Consider the following 17,081-nt stretch of genomic DNA (forward strand, 5'->3'; position numbering starts at 1 on the left):
TGCCCGCGTTACCCTGGAACATGTTCCTGACCGCGGCGGCATCGAAATCCTTTTTCCTTTCCATGAGGGAATTGAAGGCCGAGTGTACGGCAAGCAGCAGTCTCTCCATCTTTTCATTGGTCTCCACCGCTTCCCGGCTCTTGCCGTTCAGCCGGCTCTCACACACATTCCATAACTCGGGGGTACAGGAGAGCTTGCAGCCGAACTGTACCATCGTGCGGTTGAGGGTGATCCGTCCCATGATCGGGGCCTTGCCGGTCTTGTCCGGATCGCTCTTTTTCAAGTAGAGCAGCACCTTGAATTTTTCCACTTTCATAAACGCTCTTTTTTAGGTTGTAAAAATACTACTTTGAAAAGCGTCCTTTGGTATGCAAAACATTGATAAACAGTGAATACAAATCCACTTTGTTCCTATTGGTAAAAATTCGGTTACCTGTCGTCGTTTCCAAAACAGGTGGCTAACAGTCTGGTAACTGAAACGTCGCAATATTTTGTTTTCTTTTACAGGTCAGCCTATTATGCAATTCTCGCAAAATACTTAATTATAAACGTTTTATGTTTAATTATCGCCGCTCTGTTTTTACTGCATTTCTAAATATTACTTATGTGGCATGGAATACATTCGCAACCACAATGATATCTTGATTTATACTGTTGATTATTATAGTCTTACAAAACACAAAATCAAAATAAGGAACGGATTTGAAATGAGCGAACTACTTTGTTCCGCAGTTTTTTTCTATTGTTTCAAATAACTCTTTTGTAAAAATAGAGAAAATATTTTCCAATACATCTATGAATGTTTTTGTTATATTTTCATTATGAAGCAACAAGAAAAATCAGAAGCTACTCGTCAATTAATAATTGATACTGCATATGATCAGTTTTATACAAATGGATTACAGCGAACAAGTATGATTCAATTACCTCTAAAATCGACTTATCTCGTGGTACTTTTTATCTTCATTTCCCATTTTAATTTTGTGCAACACGTTTTCTGAACGATTAAATTTATTCATGAAAAAAGAAAAAGAACCAGGTTACCCATTAAATAAATTCATTACAGAATTAGGGAATGCTAAGCAATATAGTTTTGCATTGATGCCAAATACAATCAAGGGATACCTACGGGTTCTTTCCCGTTTCCTCGAACCGGGCCATCAACACCTGTCTCAAATTGAATGACAAGACGGCATATTTCAATTTCCGACAGGATCAATTCGGGAAAGACCTCGGACAAATGGTATTGTTCCATTTCTTTGGCGGTTACCGCTTCCTTTACATTATGGATTATGTTATTCAGGGCTTCGACACCCAGCATCTCAAGCAGGTTGTTCGTTTCAACCGTCCCATACCGTTGTTTTGCCAACTGTGAAGGTTCGTTTTGAATGGCCGACAGTGAACTTAAAAGGAACACCCTCGAAATCTTGAATTTTATCTTTATAACTATTTTTAGCGCTTTCTATGAAGAAAAAGTATTGTTTTTCTTTCAATTTTAGTGTAATTTATAAATATAAAAATTAGGGAATTAATCAAATTCGCTTTAAATTTGTGTCAGCAAACTGAAAAAACTATATAATGGACAACCGTTTTACCTACAAACCGGCAATCACCGTTGAGACTTCGAGGGAAAAGAACGGTGGGAGATTTACCAAAATCTCCGGTTACGGTAGTCATGTCCCGTCTTCCCGCATTGTAGAAAACAATATGCGTGAAATGAAAACGATCCGAAAAAACATACAGTTGTGGATGCTTGCCCTTCTGTCACCGCCGCCGATGGTACAAGAACAACCCTAAAATTAAATTATAAAAAAGATGAGAAAGAATTGTTTAAAACTGAAGAACATCATTTTGGCAGCATGCTGCCTTACGACAATGACCGCCTTTACGGGCTGTGACGACAACAAAGACAAGGACAGCGAAACAGGCATCCTAAAACCTATTGCCGAGCACATCACCGGCAAGTGGAACATCGAAACCAGTTTCCTGAAACAAGACGGCAAGTGGGTGGAAGACCCCATGCCCGAAGGCCAGGGGCAGACCTACACCATCCGCACGGACGGTACCGTGATGAGCACAATCACGGCAGCCGACGGCTACACCACGCTCAACGCGGGCGAGTGGAAGACCGACGAAGAGGCCAATACGCTGACGCTTGCCACAATGACCGTCAACATATACAGCTTGAATGCCACCTCGTTCGAGATGGGCGAATACGGAAAGCTCACTGACACGGAGACGGGTGAAGAGGTAGAGGGAGATTTCAAGTGGAGACTCACCCGCATGGACGAAACGGTGAAGACCCCTGCCGAAAAGCTGGTAGGCAAGTGGATATTCAAAACCACTTACCAGAAGAAAGACGGAGAGTGGAAAGAATACAACCAGTATGAACCCGACGAGGCTTGGGTGGAATACCGTGAAGATGGCACCGGAACGAACTACTACAAGGCAGGCGACAAAGAATATGAGAGCGGCGGTAGATGGAGCATAAACAACACGACCTGCGAGGTGCGCACCACGAGCGAGGACGGCCAGACAATAAATACCACTCCCGCCATCACCTTCGAGGACGACAATACCTATTCGTTCATCTACCCCGAATGCTACGACCCCGCGACCGGGCAGATTGTGGCGAAAGGCGAGTTCAAGGACGTATATGTACGCTCGCAACAATAAGGGATAAAACACCCGAAGCCACCCCGTGCATCAGGCGTAAAGCACGGAGAAGACGATTACCTCTACGGGACATGGAGCGTGGCTGGACAGGCCGGAAACACCACGCTCCATGAAGCAGAAAAGATATCACAGAAAAGATGATATTCACCAGTGATCAGACTACGGAAAAATAACCAGAGATAGATTCCCTTTTTATAGTAATAAATCACTGATCGTGAACACATACATCCTAATTCGTGACAAAACTATATACATCAACTTAGTTGACTTTATCAACTAAGTTGATTATCTTTGCGCCATGAAACAAGAAGATATTAATAGCATAAGAGCCTTTAATAGGTATTATACAAAGTTATTAGGCGTACTCAACAAGTATTATTTAGGAAGTGAATTTGGACTTCCCGAGATTCGCGTCATTCAAGATATCTATTTGCATCCGGACAGAAGCTCTAAAGATATATCCGGCGAGTTAAACATGGATAAAGGCTTGCTCTCCCGCCTATTAAAGCAACTGGAACAAAAAGGGTATATATATCGAAAAGGAACAGAAAGAGATAATCGCATGGGGTTGATAAATCTTACAGAAAAAGGATGTGAAATTTATCATCATTTAGATGCTACAGCTAACCAGTCTGTAGAAGAAATCTTCGCGCACCTGAATAATGCCCAGCTACAAGACCTCATAAACAGTATGGACTCTATCTATAATATAATGAATGAAATAGAAACAAATATTGCCCCTAAGAATGTTGAGCCAATTATTATACGTTCCATAGAGGAAGAAGATAATATTCCGATTGCCCGTATACTTCGTGCCTCGGTCGAAGAACATGGCGCTCCTAAGATAGGTACTTTTTATGATGATCCGCATACAGATATGATGTTCCAGACCTTTGATATAAAAAACGCGGAGTATTGGGTAGTTGAATGTAGTGGTGAAATATTGGGCGGTGGTGGTTTCTATCCAACTAAAGGTCTGCCCAAAGGGTATGCCGAATTGTCAAAATTCCATTTTAGACCGGAGCTCAGAGGAAAGGGTATTGGAAAACGTTTACTCCGACTAATAGAACAACGGGCAATAAAGGCCGGGTATACACATATGTACATTGTTTCTTACCATCAGTTTGGAAATGCCGTTGCTATGTATGAAAAATATGGATATGAACATATAAACAGGTCATTAGACGAGTCTGGACTGTATCAAGACGCGCCTTTTCATATGGTGAAGAAGTTGCTGAAAAAAGTGTGATCGTGATTTTTCAGGAATCACATAGTTATCAACTGATTAATATTTACTAGAACGATTAAAGCGCTAAGACTATTTGCGGATATGGGAAAAGCTCCCTATATTTGCGTAATCAATTACGTATTCACTTAAATAAAATCGAAAGAATATGGATTTTTTCAATCAAACAGGTAAAATGGCAATTGGCAGCAGGCTACGAATGTTAACCGATAAAATAACTAACGATGCCGAACTTATTCACAAAATGTATGGAATAGATATTCGCGCGAAATGGTTTCCAGTCTTTTTCGTATTAGCACATGGTGAAGCCAAAACAATTACTACCATCGCAAAAGAAATAGGGCATTCACACCCTTCGGTCAGCAACATCGTAAAAGAAATGGTTGCGAGAGGGATTGTAAAGGAGACAAAAGATAAGTCCGACGGAAGAAGAAACTTGATAATGCTATCTCCCAAAGGGAAAAAAATGTCTGAGATTCTCATAGAGGAATGCTCCGATATGACCGTCACCATAGAAAACATCTCATCCGAAACGCATAATGATTTATGGCAAGCCATTGAAGAATGGGAATGTTTATTATCCAGTAAATCATTGCTGGAACGTGTAAAAGAGGTAAAAAAGCAAAGAGAAAGCAAGGACATTAAAATAGTACTTTATGAACCTTGCTATCAAGAAGTTTTCAAATCGCTCAATGAAGAATGGATAAGCAAATACTTCAAAATGGAAGATACCGATTACGCGGCAGTCAATAATCCCCAAGAGCTTATTTTAGATAAAGGAGGAGAAATTTTTGTAGCACTTTACAAAAACGAACCCGTCGGTGTCTGCGCCCTGCTTAAAATGAATGATGAACATTATGATTATGAATTATCCAAACTTGCCGTTAGCCCTAAAGTACAAGGGAAAGGTATCGGGCAACTTTTAGGGCAAGCTGCCATAAATAAAGCGAAAGAATTAGGGGGGAAAAATCTGTACTTAGAAAGCAACACGGTTCTAAAACCGGCAATTCATATATATGAGAAATTAGGTTTTAAAAGAGTTTTCGGGCATAACACATCCTATCAGAGATGTAATATTCAAATGGAATTGGCAATAAACGAATGATAGCGATATATCGTGATGTTCACAAGGATGGAAACAGCCATCCCTGTGAACAGACGATCATCGACGAAACCGATTCTGCCGCACGTCGATTACAAATATCATTTCATCATATAGTGGATTCGCACTTTCACGCAACGGTTCAATTTAGCGTTCAGCCCTCGCGTACTCTTGTCTGTAACGGTGCGGATAGGCCCATTCAAGCTGTTGACCATGAATATCTGGGAGGCTACATCATTTAGGCGTTCATTTTCCTTCAGCCAAGAGATAACCGTGTTCGCACGGTTTTGAGACAAGGCCGTGTTGCGTTCTATACCCACATTCTCGGCATCCGCTCCCGTAAAGTTATCCTGGCTGGTAGCCAGCCCTTCTGCCTGGATCAAGGTGATGACTCCTTCGTCCAATACCCGCTTGATAAATTTCACGGTATTCTCGTCCGTGAATCGTGAGATATAACCCTCGTCGGATTTCATGGCGGCATATACATCAGCAAAACTTACCAGCTTGTCTCCGCTATCCACATCCATATTCTTGCGAATGATTTCCAAGCCACGATGGGCGTTCAACCCGAATGACGCGGTTTCCATGTAGTTGTCGTTACTTATTAGTTGCTGCTTCAAGGTCTCATTGTCGATGCGGTACCGCCAAGTGTGAAGCCCGTCGAAGATAGGAGCATAATAGAATCCCGCCTTCTCACGGAACGCGGTCATCTTCTCTCCGTCCAAACTGAGGGACAGGGGGACATCGGACATTTCATATCCTCGCGGTACATAATCTATCTCGAAATCCCGGTTGGCTTCCTCCGTCGGGATATCCTTGATGGCAAGACCGTTCAGCGAGGCTCCTTTCAAGATCTTATCGGCCACCTCTCCGTTATTGACATATTGCTTTTGGGTGAAGATACCACCGGCCAGATAATCCAGCGCATTGACAGTCGCACCCTGAACTTGCGGCGCATCGTTTCTTCCGGAATAGTTGTTGGGATAGAACACATAGAATGTGACAGTTCCGTATTGTACCGGTTTCTCCTTTACTTTCACGACCATGATCTTGCGTTCACGATAATCCCGCTGGTAGAATTGGGTAGTAGAGCGTCCCCAGCCGTTGGAACGCTGTTTGTCCAGGTAGAAGGTGAAGCCGATGTCTATGCCCAAGTTGCAGTCCCATTTGAAAGCGGCATGGTCGGCCTGTCCGTATTCCAGATCGAAGTTGGTCTGGTAGAAAATGCCACGAGCCTTTATGTCCAGCGAGAAACGTTTCTTGCGGTTGAAGAAACGGCTGTATTGCAGCTCCATATGTCCGCTCCATTCGTTATCCGAACCATGACTGTGTTCATATCCCATATGGTGTACTCCCCCGATTCCCAAATTGAGCATGAACTGGTTCATGCGCTTAGGGCTGTCGTAGCCCTCATACCCCAGGAACAAACGCGAAAGGTTCAGTATGGCGCTCCCGCTTATGTCCCACCATCCTGTCTTCATCTTGCGGTAAGGAGTACCATCTGCCGTGTACAGCAAATCCCCATAGCCATAGTGCCCGTTCTCATAAGCCGTGTATCCGCGTGAATTCGAACGGATAAATTCCATTTTCAGACCGATACCGGGAGTAAACCATTTACCCACACCAATACCCCAATCAGGAGAAAGAGTCCCTTTGAATTTGCCCCAATTGGAATAATCTCCCCTGAAGGAGTGTACTCCACCAGTAGCAAAAACAAACCAGTTCTTGCCGAATCTATTCGTCACCACACGCAAGGGATCCAAGATGGAATCCTTGTATACATTCAACTCTGTAGGAGCCACATAATCGGTGGTGTCACGAAAAACTTCCCTGTAATCCTTGTACTTGTCTTCCTGCGCGAAAACGGATGAACCGCAAGTTGCCATAATCCCGACAACAAGAAAGGCGACAGTTCTGCGTACCAAGTTAGTTAGTTTCATTTCCATACTCATATTTTTACTGTTTATATTATCAAAATGTATTGTTGTTATATTCCGGGACGATTTGTCTCATCCGCAAGAGGATTTTCTCCGAATCGTATGTACGGGCTGTTTCAATCAACTTATCGATCTGCTCGCTTATCACTTTAAAATCATACTCCTGCGCTTTGGCGACCTTTATCCTGCAATAAGATACGGTCTGACTTTCCTCTTCCTTTTTCAATAAATCCTCGTGGAGTTTCTCACCAGGACGAAGCCCCGTATATTCAATCCGGATATTTCTCCTCCCGCTCAATTCGATCATTCTTTTAGCAAGGTCGGCAATGCGTACCGGGTTACCCATGTCAAATACAAAGATTTCTCCCCCATGTCCCGAAACACAGGCCTCCAGTACCAGTTGGCAAGCTTCGGGTATCAGCATGAAATAACGTACCATATCCGGGTGTGTTACCGTCACCGGACCTCCGCGACGTATTTGTTCACGAAAGATGGAGATGACCGAGCCGTTTGAGCCGAGCACATTGCCGAAGCGGGTCGTGATGAATTTGCATCCGCTATTTTCTTTCCCGGATTTGGACAGACTCTGGCAATATATCTCGCAAATACGCTTGGAACATCCCATCACCGAGGTCGGGTTTACCGCTTTATCCGTACTGACCATGATAAATTTATCCACATCATACTTCACGGCCAATAATGCAAGCTTCCGCGTCCCGTCCACATTGTTGAGTATGCTCTCCACCGGATTATCTTCCAGCATAGGCACATGCTTATAAGCCGCGGCATGAAAAACGATTTCCGGACGATAAGTCCTAAAAAGATGTTCCATGCGGTGGCTGTGGCATATATCGGTCACTATGGTATGGCATTTGATGCCGGGATAGATGCGGCTCATGTACATCCGCATCTCATGCATGGAGGTCTCCGCTTGGTCTATCAAGACAAGTTCCCCTACGTCGCAAGCCGCAAGCTCCAGACTCAACTTACTCCCGATACTACCGGCAGCTCCCGTCACCAGAATACGTTTGCCGCATAGTTTTTCCTTGATGGGAACCATGTCCGTATGAATAGGGTCGCGGGGCAGTAAGTCTTTCATCTCCAAATTCAGCAACACATCATTGCTCCAGCCGTATACACCACCGGCATGACGCTTAAGATAGAGACCGTAAAATACTTGTGCCGTAATACGAAGGCCACACATACCTACGATGGAAAGAAGTACTTGAAGGAACAAATCCTGAAACCGGAACGCAGAAAACCGGAAACCTACCGGAAAAAACGACCACAACAGCAGGATAAACGCCATACCAACCAATAATGCCAATACAGAGCGGAGCAAGTCCGGGAATGAGGATTTCCGTATGATACCACTGTACGTGTGGAAAACACGGAATCCTATCAGGAAACAGAATTGGCAGGCAAACAGTGTGCAAAGCAGCCTTTCCCAGTTCAACATACAGTCTGAAAGCCCGTGATTAACGGCGTATGCGACAATCCCTGAAACGAATACGATACAGCAGTCGGTCAGTAACACATACCAATAAGGTAGGGCTTCCCGCGACAGATACCAGCTAATTACTTTCTGATACATTTCCTTATCTCATTTACAATTCGTACAAGGTCCGGCTCACTCACCCAAGGACCGCTAGGGAGGCATAACCCCTTGGCAAACAAATTCTCGCTGATTCCATTGACATAGCACGGCATATCCTTAAAGACCGGTTGCAGATGCAGGGGTTTCCATAACGGACGGCTTTCAATACCTTCCGATTCCAGATGCCTATGTATCTCCACACAGTCTGTTCCTGTTATCTCCGGATCGATGAGAATGGCATTGAGCCAATAATTGCTATCATGCTTGGGGGTAGGATTGCCATGCACGGATATGCCTTTTACGTCTGCCAGTAATTCCTGATAAAGCGCGGCCAGCCTCCTGTGATGCCTTATATGTTCGTGTACCACCTCCATTTGCCCGCACCCGATTCCGGCGCTTACATTGCTCATACGGTAGTTGTATCCGACATGTTCATGCTGGTAGTAAGGAAACGGCTCTTTGGCCTGGGTAGCATAAAACAAAGCCCGTCGCTTGTCTTTTTCCGTCGGAGAGATCAAGGCTCCTCCGCCACCGGTAGTAATCATCTTATTACCATTAAAACTGAAGATCCCATAGTTTCCGAAAGTTCCGCATAATTTCCCGTCGTATTCCGCTCCCAAGGCTTCGGCAGAGTCTTCCACCACCGGAATACCATAACGCCCGGCGACCTCCATAATCCCGTCCATCATGGCAGGCATCCCATAAAGGTGTACCACAATGATGGCTTTAGGCAGATGCCCCGTTATCCGCATACGGTCGTTGACAGCCTGTTCCAGCAACACGGGCGACATGTTCCAGGATTCCGGCTCGCTATCCACAAATACGAGAGTCGCACCCTGATAGACAACAGGGTTCGCGGAGGCGACAAAAGTAAAACTGGGACAAATCACCTCATCCCCGCCCCCTATCCCCAACAGGACGAGCGCCAGATGGATAGCCGCCGTTCCGGATGAAACCGCCGTGACATATTTTTCATTGTCAAGGAACTTTTCCAGTTCTTTCTCGAACGCCTCCACGTTAGGGCCCAATGGGGCGATCCAGTTGCTTTCAAAGGCTTCACGGATATATTTCATCTCTCCTCCCCCCATGTGGGCGAGGCATAAGTGTATTTTTGATTTAGTCATGTAATAAATATAATGTCTTAAGAATAATACGAATATCTCCGATGAATGTGTGATTTTCAAGATATTCCAAATTAATACGCACTTTATCGGGATAAATAACCTCATCATTGTAACGTCGCGGATCTGGCTGGGCCGCTAACAATTCTTCTTCATTCCTGTACTTCAAGGTGGCCTCACAAGTTATACCGGGTCTTAACTTCAAAATCCCACGAGCCTTACCTTGCAGACGATCAGCGTAACCAGGAACATCGGGACGAGGGCCTACAAAACTCATATCCCCAATCAGCACATTCCATAACTCCGGCAATTCATCCAACTTATACTTTCTCAGGACAACCCCTAAAGGAGTAATACGACTTTCGCCGGCAACACTCACCGTTGATCCGTCATACCCCATCTTCATTGTCCGGAATTTCACCAGCGTAAATAGCTTTCCGTACCTGCCCACTCTTTTTTGACGGAACAGGACAGGACCATCCGGCATCTTCATACGGATAAGCAGGGCTATGAACAAAAAAACGGGACTAAGCACCAATAGCCCGATTAAAGCCATCAGGCGGTCAAACAAAAACTTCTTCATGTATCCCGTTTGGATGTACACTCTATTAGCCGATAGTCACCGGGAAGCTCTTCCATGATAGTGATACGGGTCGCTTTGGAAACCGAATGTAACGAGGCTATATTATGAATCGAAACCGAAGTAAACATACGCAGATTCATTGCCCGGCAGATTTCCATTGCTAATGCACACATGGAGGAACCAAGGCCTTGGTTACAAAAATCCTTATCGACCAGAAGCCCTTGAAAGGCCTTCCCCACAAAAAAACAACGTAAGAAGAAATACCCCACGATAGGCCCCTGTATGTTTCTTCGGGTTACCTTCATCATTAAAAAAGCCTTGTTCTCAACCAATCTTCTTAATGTTTTCTCATTGAATGCATGCGGATTGAAATAAGCCAGATGTTCCGCCGGTATACCATTTAAAAATCGGCTAAGAGCCGGAATATCCGTCTCTTCAACAAGGGCATATTTGAAATCCCGCGAACCATGTTCCTTCAGTATCTCCCCGGCCCGAACCGACAAATCCGGATAAAGCATATCGAATAACCAACCGTTCACTTGTTCCACCCATTCCCAAAACCACGGGCAATGGTGCTTGATGTATATTAATAACGATGTCATCGCAAGATTTCTTTATAAAATTCTTTCAGACACAACCACACGTATTTTTGCTCATATCGGGAAGCGATCAACGGACGGGCATTCGCCCCATAACGTCTCACCTCGGACGGATGTCCTATCATCCACTCCATGGCATTGTAAAGAGCTTCTGAATCACGTGCTGGAACAATCATCCCGTTCTCCCCTTCCCTGATAATCTCACGGGAACCATTGATATCGGTCACAATAGATGGTAGTTCCAAGGCACCCGCCTCTATGACCACATTCGGGAAACCTTCACGGAAACTGGGAAAGACCAACGCGTCAGCAACCACATACCATGGACGTACATCCGTCTGCCATTCCACAATATGGATATGGCCGGTTGCAGTGATTCTATCCCGTATCGTTCTCACAAAAAGATCATCCTCTCCTTTTCCTTCGCCAACCAAAATCAGATGGATTTCAGGATGTACAGCTTGTAAACCGCAGAAAGCCTCCACCAGTTCCTTAATCCCTTTTTCGCGCACCAATCTTCCGACAAAAACAAAAGTGAACTGCCTTTCCCGGATATTCAGCCTTTTCCGGATAACGTCAGTCATTGCCATAACTTCCGGAGTACGGGAATACCATTGCAAATCAATACCCCGAACATTACCATTCCCCAATATGCCGATATTTTTCCGGGTGATGCCATGACCGGCCAAGTCTTTTTTCACGCCTTCCCCCTCTGCCAATACGTGAGTGGAGCAGATACAGGTAATTCTGTCGGCCAGCATGAGTAGTCGCCTCTGCCACCCGTAGGCCGTAGGAAACAACAGGCCGGTAAAGGTATGCACACGTACCGGGACTCCCGCTATTCTGGCAGCCAGCATAGAGAGCAAACCTGCTTTGGGAGTGATGGAGTGCACCAACATCGGACTTTCCTTTTTGAAAACCCAGATAAGCCGGACCAGTGAAAGCAGGTCATGCCACGGGGCAATCTGCCGTTTCATCGGAACAGAAACCGTCCGCACTCCTTCACGTCGGGCGATAGCCTCCAACTCCTCCCCCGGAGAAGAAAGAGCTATGACCTCATAGGTTTCCGATAGTTCACGCAACAATCCCCGGCAAAACAGGTCGAGTGACAGGGGAACTGTAGAGATGCGGATTATTTTTCTCATACTGATCAAAAATTGAATGTAAGTGTCATGGCCGCTCCGTCCGGTAAGGCTGCCGGAGTGATATATAAATGCCGTTCTTTGGGCTTTTTGATGACGACATGCCGGCTCCCTTTGGTTACGGCCGCATCAATCAGGTTATAGAGATACAGCCCTCCGGCCAATCCGATACACAGGTTACGCATCTGCCTCCATCCTCTTTCTTTGCTTTTCCAACTGTCCCTAACTTCCCATTGTTCATTGGCTTTCCGACCGCAATAATGCTTCTTCATCTGAAAAGCAATAGTTGAGACTACCAGCGTGGCTTCCGTTCCCAAAATAGTGTAACCTTTTGCTTTCTGTCCTTTGTAGATTTGCCCCATACCGGGAATCAATGACAGGAACAACGCCTTATGGTTATATGTCCGTGTCAATTCAAATTCATCGAAAACAGGTACGGAATCTCTTTCCGAGATAGCGTAGAGCTGGTAATACTCAAACTGATAAGTGTTGTCCACATAGTCCTCAAAAGCTAAGTATTCATCTACTTTCCGGGCATGAACCACCCCTGCCATTCCTAATGTGTCAGTAAACTCAATGCGATAAGTTGTCAGCGTATCATTGCCCACATATAGTACACTGTCCAGCTCCATCTGCTTGAAATTCGCTCCGTAACGTTCACGCACATAAGTCAGCAAAGGCCGGAAGCGTTCGGTCTTCAGCCTGTTCGCATCCACATCGTATGTGTTGAACACTTTAAAATGATAAGTCTCATTAGTTCGTTCCTTGTTCAAGGGTTTCTCTCCTTTTTGAATCCAAAGCGGTTTGGTTTGCTGTGCCATTATCGGCATGGAAATAAACAGGCAAGCCAAAAGCAACAGGCATTCTACCGCTTTCTTAAAACCTTTATTCATATTTTATCTATGTTAGTTATTTATTTGTAGTACAACAGAAAAAATCTTGTCAGATAAATGAATGGATAAAATGCCCGTATATAAGGTGGCCTGCTTTCTCCTCCAAATCTCATCACATAGCATGTATGGGCAAGATGAAGAATGGCGTATAGTTGTGAGGATAAACAACAACAATCCAAATTTTTCACCCAATCTTTAAGAATGATATCTTTGCTTTCCAGTCTTTTATGAAATTGTGTATATGATATTCCATTTGGATTAAATCTATAGTAATGAATATTTTTTTTACATAAAGCAATACGTCTTACACACTTTGCCGCAAAAAAATCCCAATGATTATCTTCATATACAATACCTTCTTTAAAGAATAGCTGATATTCTAATAACCATTTACGTTTAATTAATCTATTCCAAATCCCTATTGGAAGCAAAGAATAACTTAAAATCATTTTTTTTATTTTCCTCCTATCATCATAAAACACGTTTAAATCAATCCGACTTACAATATCTTCCGGAATAGGTCTTTCCGGAATTGCTTTTGACGAACCATATACCATATCTGCTTCAGGATATATTCCGGCTATTTGTGCTAAACAAGACAAACAATAAGGTTCAATGTAATCATCACTATCCAGAAAAAAAAGATAGTCTCCCGTAGCCTGTCTTATTCCAGTATTTCGTGCGGCCGAAAGTCCTTTGTTGGAATGATGCCTGAGTATGGAAATATCCCTTGAACTATTAAAAACCATATTTTCAACCAATTCCATGCTGTTATCTGTTCCGCAATCATCCACAATGATGATTTCCAAATCTTCATAATCTTGCTCCAGTACGGAACGGAGACATTCTTCCACGTATAGAGCTACGTTATAGATGGGTATGATAACGGAGATTTTCATGCGTATATCTTATTTTTAATTGTAAGAATATACTTCACGAAGATTTTATTATATAAAAAGCAAACAGGTTTATAGGTTATAGGAAATTTCATCATCATATTAATGACAAAACGACTTACTCTACATTTAATACCGCTTCCTATGACTCCAAGCGGAAGAAGTTGAAGGGATACAAACTCACTTACAATTTGTTTGTATTCTTTTATGTCGTATTCAGCACACAAAATTTTCTTATACATGTAAAAGGTTAAATCATTGAACATTTTTGTATATCGTCTGAATAAGTCCGAATTGTATTTTTCAAGCTGATACTTTTCAAGCAATCCATACATTTCTTTTACAGAAGAAATGTGATCATTGATACATTTTCTATTATGAGTTCTCTCTCTTGTAGTACAGATACTATTATCGTGTATAACATATCGGTAAAAATTACACGATAGGCACAAAATGAAAGGGTTTAAAAGTAATAAAGAAAAAGTAAATAAAATATCTTCATTTATCATATAATTAGAAAACCTCAAATGATATTTTTCCAAAAAACTCCTTTTTACAAAAAAAGAGTATCCAGAGCTAGGCGGTATTCTATATTTTAGTATAAAGTCCCATGCTTGTCCCTCATACACGATTTCCCCTTCTGGCTTTCCATAGCAAACATATTCTTTCACTATTGTATAGCCGAATGTAATTAAATCAAAATCATGTAGATGAATAAAGTTCCTGCAAATAAAAGACAAGCCATTCGGAATAAGATAGTCATCTCCATCAACCATATAAATATATTCACCTTGTGCTAAGTCTAACCCAAGATTTCTTGCAAGTCCCGGTCCTTTATTGGATTGACTTCTGACCGTGATATTTTGATGTTGTTTTTCGTAATTGCGACAGATTGACAATGAATTATCCGTTGAACCGTCATCAATGATAATTATCTCATATTCATTTGGAGTCAGTCCTTGTTCTAATAAAGAATTAATACATCTTGCTATGTATTTCTCAAGGTTGTAAACAGGAACAACAATGCTTAAAAGATACTCTTTATTCATACTGTTGTTTTTTTATCAGACTTTTAAATAGTCCCATCCATACAGATATAATATACTCTAATGTGTACCTCTCAGACTTTTCTTTAGCAGCTTTTCCCATTTCCATACGTCTGCTTTCATGCTCAATCATATAACTTAGTTTTTCGGCTAATGTCTTTTCATCATTTACCGATACTAAGAAGCCGTCTTTACCATCAGTGATAATATCTTTAGGCCCACACGGACAGGCATAAGATACTACCGGAATACCGCATGACATCGCTTCTACAATAGCAAGTCCGAAACCTTCGAACAAGGACGAAAATACAAAGCAAGAAGCATGTTGTATCTTTTCCTGTACTTGCGAAGTATAACCTCTTAGAAATACGTTAGAGTTTAAATTTAATTGAACTATCATATTTTGCAGTAACCCTCGTTCTTCTCCTTCACCATAGATTTCCAATATCCAGTCCGGATGTCTACCTGCCACTAATCGGAAAGCACGGATCAATGATATATAATTCTTTTGTCGTGATAATCTGCCTACAGCTACGATTCTTTTCTCTTTTAATGGAGCTATCGATGTTCTGGAGAAAGACAGGGGATTAGGAATAACGGATAAACGATTATTTCCATTCCAATTATTTTCTTTATCTTCGTTGGTCAAAACTACAATATGGTCATACTGTTTTATTTTATAGTAATAATCATATAAATCACTACAAAAAGCCATTATTTTATCTTTCAATGAATGAGCATATAACATTCTGTAGTTTTTAGTAAAATGCATTTCCCTTATACTTGCCCAGTCCCCTTTAATAGAAGGTAATAAATACTTTTCAGATTGCCCCACGGATATTACAATATCAGGTTTAATTTGATAAAGCACTTTAGACAATCTCTTTTTATGCACCTTCCTTTTTATAAGAATCTCATGCAGTACATACCAACGGGATTTCCAATCATTTTGATAATAGTTAACATCTAAATCAATCAAGTGTACTTTGGAAGATAACGGATGAACCAAATACCCCTTTTTATTATCAGTTACAATGATATAAATTTCATTTCCTACTATTTCTGCCAGCGCATTCGCTTTCACTATCGTCACTCGCTGGATTCCTCCCAAGTAACGTATGCTATTCAGACAATAAACGATTCTCATAAATCATTCATTTTTATTATTGCACTTTCATAAATCCATTTATAACTTGCGACCATATTCAGAATATCATACCGCATAGCACGCTTTCTGCACCGTTTGGTCACTTGCTGATACAAAATCTTGTCCTCACACACCTGTTGTATCAGTGCAGATAACCGACAAGCATCCCCACATGGAAACAGCATTCCCGCACCACCGACAATCTCGCTCAATGCCGGAACATCACTGGCAATACAAGGTTTGCCCGATGCCATTCCTTCAATGCTTGACAACGAAAATCCCTCATAATGAGAGGACATCACCACAATATCAGCAACAGCAAGCAAAGACGGCACATTTGTACAGTTACCAAGAAATAAAACTCTATCTTTTAACCCTAATGATGCCACCTTCATCTCACATTCATATCTGTTCTCTCCCTCACCGACCAGCCACAATACATACGTTTCGGGAAGTTGTTTCATGGCACATATCAATGTTTTTTGATCTTTCTGTTGACGAAATGCCGCAACCATAATCACAATATGTTTACCCGTATATTGTCTTCGCAAATTTTCATCCGGAACAGCATTGCGGTATCGTTCCAGACTAATGCCATTTGGGATAGTAATAATCCTTTTGCAAATACTATCATCTTGCAGATAATCTATTAGTTTTTCTTCCGTCGATTGACTTACGCAGACAATACGTGCATATTTGCCATACATCCATCTATCAACAGCACTCCACCCTTTCCAAGTGCGGCGGCGGTTAAAAGTATTGTGCTCTGTAGTGACCAACAAAGGTGTTCTTCCACTTGCTATTGCGGCCAATAACTGGCAGGGTGTGTTATGGGTATGCACTACATCATATTTTCGCATAATTCTTTTCAACTGAAACAGATGCAGGGGATTATACATGGAATACATCCCATGTCCTAAAGAATATATTTCAATACCTTGCTCTTCTAATTGTTCATAGAAAGGAGTGTATGTTCCATCAAACAGCAATAAGTCTACTTGATGTCCCGTGCTTTTCAACTTTGGTAATAAATCGACAAGCAGGTGTTCCGCTCCTCCTGCACGCAAGGAAGTTATGACATGCAATATTCTCATAG

At 42.4% G+C, this 17,081-nt stretch carries 16 protein-coding genes; 3 read left to right on the forward strand and 13 right to left on the reverse strand.

The features are described from left to right. Together Q0110_RS00005 and Q0110_RS00010 are read right to left on the reverse strand one after the other, a co-directional pair. Positions 1-316, reverse strand: a 316-nt coding sequence (locus Q0110_RS00005; protein ID WP_297900424.1) for an Arm DNA-binding domain-containing protein, incomplete at its 3' end; no start/stop codon positions are given. Positions 317-1,114: 798 nt separating this feature from the next. Next, positions 1,115-1,369: a hypothetical protein gene (locus tag Q0110_RS00010; protein ID WP_297900427.1), complete on the reverse strand. Its 255-nt coding sequence runs from the start codon at positions 1,367-1,369 to the stop codon at positions 1,115-1,117. A gap of 446 nt (positions 1,370-1,815) precedes the next feature. Here Q0110_RS00010 and Q0110_RS00015 point away from each other — a divergent pair, with 446 nt between their 5' ends. The 3 genes from Q0110_RS00015 (at position 1,816) to Q0110_RS00025 (ending at position 5,027) form a co-directional block, all read left to right on the forward strand. Next, the gene (locus Q0110_RS00015) at positions 1,816-2,676 is read left to right on the forward strand and encodes a hypothetical protein (protein WP_297900430.1); all 861 of its coding nucleotides are present in this window, start codon (positions 1,816-1,818) and stop codon (positions 2,674-2,676) included. Between the two features lie 298 nt (positions 2,677-2,974). After that, on the forward strand, positions 2,975-3,925 hold the full coding sequence (locus Q0110_RS00020; protein WP_297900433.1) for a helix-turn-helix domain-containing GNAT family N-acetyltransferase: 951 nt from the start codon (positions 2,975-2,977) through the stop codon (positions 3,923-3,925). 145 nt (positions 3,926-4,070) lie between these two features. Then, entirely contained in the window at positions 4,071-5,027 is a 957-nt protein-coding gene (locus tag Q0110_RS00025; protein ID WP_297900436.1) for a GNAT family N-acetyltransferase, read from the forward strand. Positions 5,028-5,125: 98 nt separating this feature from the next. Here Q0110_RS00025 and Q0110_RS00030 read toward each other — a convergent pair whose 3' ends face one another. Genes Q0110_RS00030 through Q0110_RS00080 form a run of 11 tightly spaced genes read right to left on the reverse strand, consistent with a single transcriptional unit; the run spans position 5,126 to position 17,079 of the window. Then, positions 5,126-6,970, reverse strand: a complete 1,845-nt coding sequence (locus tag Q0110_RS00030) for a hypothetical protein (protein ID WP_297900439.1) — start codon at positions 6,968-6,970, stop codon at positions 5,126-5,128. A 25-nt stretch (positions 6,971-6,995) separates the two neighbouring features. Further along, a complete protein-coding gene (locus Q0110_RS00035; RefSeq protein WP_297900442.1) occupies positions 6,996-8,555 on the reverse strand; it encodes a polysaccharide biosynthesis protein in 1,560 nt (519 codons plus the stop codon). Continuing rightward, the gene (locus Q0110_RS00040) at positions 8,540-9,682 is read right to left on the reverse strand and encodes a DegT/DnrJ/EryC1/StrS family aminotransferase (RefSeq protein WP_297900445.1); all 1,143 of its coding nucleotides are present in this window, start codon (positions 9,680-9,682) and stop codon (positions 8,540-8,542) included. Before Q0110_RS00040 ends, Q0110_RS00035 begins: the two co-directional genes overlap by 16 nt. Further along, on the reverse strand, positions 9,675-10,262 hold the full coding sequence (locus tag Q0110_RS00045; protein ID WP_297900448.1) for a sugar transferase: 588 nt from the start codon (positions 10,260-10,262) through the stop codon (positions 9,675-9,677). Before Q0110_RS00045 ends, Q0110_RS00040 begins: the two co-directional genes overlap by 8 nt. Beyond that, on the reverse strand, positions 10,259-10,864 hold the full coding sequence (locus Q0110_RS00050; protein WP_297900450.1) for a hypothetical protein: 606 nt from the start codon (positions 10,862-10,864) through the stop codon (positions 10,259-10,261). Before Q0110_RS00050 ends, Q0110_RS00045 begins: the two co-directional genes overlap by 4 nt. Continuing rightward, complete coding sequence (locus tag Q0110_RS00055; protein WP_297900453.1) at positions 10,861-12,006, reverse strand: glycosyltransferase family 4 protein; 1,146 nt, start codon at positions 12,004-12,006, stop codon at positions 10,861-10,863. The genes Q0110_RS00050 and Q0110_RS00055 overlap by 4 nt, the downstream gene beginning before the upstream one ends. 5 nt (positions 12,007-12,011) lie before the next feature. Next, the gene (locus Q0110_RS00060; RefSeq protein WP_297900456.1) at positions 12,012-12,896 is read right to left on the reverse strand and encodes a DUF5683 domain-containing protein; all 885 of its coding nucleotides are present in this window, start codon (positions 12,894-12,896) and stop codon (positions 12,012-12,014) included. A gap of 20 nt (positions 12,897-12,916) precedes the next feature. Then, positions 12,917-13,795 carry a glycosyltransferase family A protein gene (locus Q0110_RS00065; protein ID WP_297900460.1) on the reverse strand — a complete coding sequence of 293 codons (879 nt, stop codon included), beginning with the start codon at positions 13,793-13,795 and terminating at the stop codon, positions 12,917-12,919. Beyond that, positions 13,792-14,841 (reverse strand): glycosyltransferase, encoded by a 1,050-nt coding sequence (locus Q0110_RS00070; protein ID WP_297900462.1) that lies wholly within the window; start codon positions 14,839-14,841, stop codon positions 13,792-13,794. Before Q0110_RS00070 ends, Q0110_RS00065 begins: the two co-directional genes overlap by 4 nt. Continuing rightward, positions 14,834-15,985: a glycosyltransferase family 4 protein gene (locus Q0110_RS00075; RefSeq protein WP_297900465.1), complete on the reverse strand. Its 1,152-nt coding sequence runs from the start codon at positions 15,983-15,985 to the stop codon at positions 14,834-14,836. The genes Q0110_RS00070 and Q0110_RS00075 overlap by 8 nt, the downstream gene beginning before the upstream one ends. Further along, positions 15,982-17,079, reverse strand: a complete 1,098-nt coding sequence (locus Q0110_RS00080; RefSeq protein WP_297900468.1) for a glycosyltransferase — start codon at positions 17,077-17,079, stop codon at positions 15,982-15,984. The genes Q0110_RS00075 and Q0110_RS00080 overlap by 4 nt, the downstream gene beginning before the upstream one ends. Positions 17,080-17,081: the final 2 nt, after the last annotated feature.

This window comes from uncultured Parabacteroides sp. (assembly GCF_947855115.1).
Classification (GTDB): Bacteria; Bacteroidota; Bacteroidia; order Bacteroidales; family Tannerellaceae; genus Parabacteroides.

Coding starts and splice junctions, on each gene's coding strand:
- Q0110_RS00015 (WP_297900430.1), top strand. CDS start 1,816: ATGAGAAAGAATTGTTTAAAACTGAAGAACATCATTTTGGCAGCATGC.
- Q0110_RS00020 (WP_297900433.1), top strand. CDS start 2,975: ATGAAACAAGAAGATATTAATAGCATAAGAGCCTTTAATAGGTATTAT.
- Q0110_RS00025 (WP_297900436.1), top strand. CDS start 4,071: ATGGATTTTTTCAATCAAACAGGTAAAATGGCAATTGGCAGCAGGCTA.
- Q0110_RS00030 (WP_297900439.1), bottom strand. CDS start 6,970: ATGGAAATGAAACTAACTAACTTGGTACGCAGAACTGTCGCCTTTCTT.
- Q0110_RS00035 (WP_297900442.1), bottom strand. CDS start 8,555: ATGTATCAGAAAGTAATTAGCTGGTATCTGTCGCGGGAAGCCCTACCT.
- Q0110_RS00040 (WP_297900445.1), bottom strand. CDS start 9,682: ATGACTAAATCAAAAATACACTTATGCCTCGCCCACATGGGGGGAGGA.
- Q0110_RS00045 (WP_297900448.1), bottom strand. CDS start 10,262: ATGAAGAAGTTTTTGTTTGACCGCCTGATGGCTTTAATCGGGCTATTG.
- Q0110_RS00050 (WP_297900450.1), bottom strand. CDS start 10,864: ATGACATCGTTATTAATATACATCAAGCACCATTGCCCGTGGTTTTGG.
- Q0110_RS00055 (WP_297900453.1), bottom strand. CDS start 12,006: ATGAGAAAAATAATCCGCATCTCTACAGTTCCCCTGTCACTCGACCTG.
- Q0110_RS00060 (WP_297900456.1), bottom strand. CDS start 12,896: ATGAATAAAGGTTTTAAGAAAGCGGTAGAATGCCTGTTGCTTTTGGCT.
- Q0110_RS00065 (WP_297900460.1), bottom strand. CDS start 13,795: ATGAAAATCTCCGTTATCATACCCATCTATAACGTAGCTCTATACGTG.
- Q0110_RS00070 (WP_297900462.1), bottom strand. CDS start 14,841: ATGAATAAAGAGTATCTTTTAAGCATTGTTGTTCCTGTTTACAACCTT.
- Q0110_RS00075 (WP_297900465.1), bottom strand. CDS start 15,985: ATGAGAATCGTTTATTGTCTGAATAGCATACGTTACTTGGGAGGAATC.
- Q0110_RS00080 (WP_297900468.1), bottom strand. CDS start 17,079: ATGAGAATATTGCATGTCATAACTTCCTTGCGTGCAGGAGGAGCGGAA.